Raw genomic sequence first — 1,560 nt, 5'->3', positions numbered from 1 at the left:
TAGACATAATGACTCCCCACGAGGTGCTGACCTCCAGGAACGTGGGTTAGCTTTGCAGCCAGAGCCATACTGTATTTGTTGAAGATACAATACTGGAGGTCAGCGTGGTTAACAATAGCATAACTTTTATTGGCTTAGATACGCACAAAGAATTCTTTGAAGTGGCATATCTGCAGGATAGCCGTGAGGCAAAGCCGGTCAGTCTGGGCCGTATTAATGGCACTAAACCGGCATTACAAAAGCTGGTGCGGCAATTTGAATCGAAATACCAGGGTTCCACATTGCACTTTGTCTATGAAGCTGGCCCTTGTGGCTACTGGATTTACCGTTTCCTAACCAGCCTGGGCCACTGCTGTTATGTGGTTGCACCATCCCTTATTCCGAAAAAAGCCGGTGAGCGGGTTAAAACTGATAAGCGCGATGCGTTAAAGCTGGCATTACTGCTTCGCTCTGGCGACATTGAACCTATTTATGTGCCCGAGCCGGAAGATGAAGCAATGCGCGATTTATCCCGCGCCCGTGAAACGGCGATGAAGGATTTAAAAGATGCGAAGTATCAGCTTAAAGCCATGTTGTTACGCAATAACATCCGCTGCGAGGTGCAGGACAACTGGTCAGCCAAACATCTGCGCTGGCTTACTGAACTGATATTGCCACACCCTTCACAGCAAATTGTGCTGCAAGAGGCCATTCAAACCATTACCGAGCGTATCCGCCGTTTAGAGCGGTTGGATAATGAACTCAGCTACCATGTTAAAAGCTGGCGTTACTACCCTGTCGTTAAAGCCATTCAGGCCATGCGTGGAGTGCGCTTACTGGTTGCTGTTGGCGTGATTGCTGAATTAGGCGACTTATCCCGCTTCGACCACCCGAGAAAGCTGATGAGTTACCTCGGTTTAGTTCCCTCTGAGCATTCCAGTGGCGGGAAACGCAAGCAAGGCGGCATTACACGAACGGGAAATACCCGTGCCAGGCGATTACTGGTTGAAGGCGCGCATACCTATCGTTACGCCGCCAATGTGTCGACTGAGCTGCAAAAGCGGCAGGAAAGCCTGAGTAAAGAAATCGTCGATATTGCCTGGCAGGCTCAACTTAGATTGTGCAGGCGTTATCAGCGATTAATGCAGCGCGGCAAACACTACAACTTAGTCGTTACCGCCATTGCCAGAGAAATGATTGCCTATATCTGGGCAATAGCGCGTGAAGTAGTACTAACACCGGTTAACCCGGCTAAAAGGTTATCTAGGGTACCGGCATGAGCAACAGGTTAGAGTTAATGCATTGGATCAAGCATCGGGTGTGGCACAACCACCGACGGCGTTAGGATGGCAACAGTCTTAGGGCTGTTGAACCTCGAACATAGACTGAAGACAGGTGCCACGGCGGAACAAGTAAGGTAGGCTCTGTTAGCGAAAGCTGATAATCCACGTATACCAGCATGACAACCGACGAACATTACCTGCTTCATCTGGTGCATTAACTCGCTTTAACGGTAAAAGATGGTTCTTAAATGAGCAGGTTTTTACTCAACCTGCTTGACGTGGGGAGTCATACCAACGC

Annotated in this window: 1 protein-coding gene; it reads left to right on the top strand. The window is 49.2% G+C overall.

The window, feature by feature from the left end:
* The first annotated feature begins 104 nt into the window (after positions 1-104).
* Positions 105-1,259 (top strand): IS110 family RNA-guided transposase, encoded by a 1,155-nt coding sequence (locus EYB30_RS14955; protein WP_166839708.1) that lies wholly within the window; start codon positions 105-107, stop codon positions 1,257-1,259.
* Positions 1,260-1,560: the final 301 nt, after the last annotated feature.

It is taken from the genome of Rheinheimera pleomorphica (assembly GCF_011634895.1).
GTDB lineage: Bacteria > Pseudomonadota > Gammaproteobacteria > Enterobacterales > Alteromonadaceae > Alishewanella > Alishewanella pleomorphica.
This window is presented reverse-complemented; position numbering and strand designations above follow the sequence as displayed.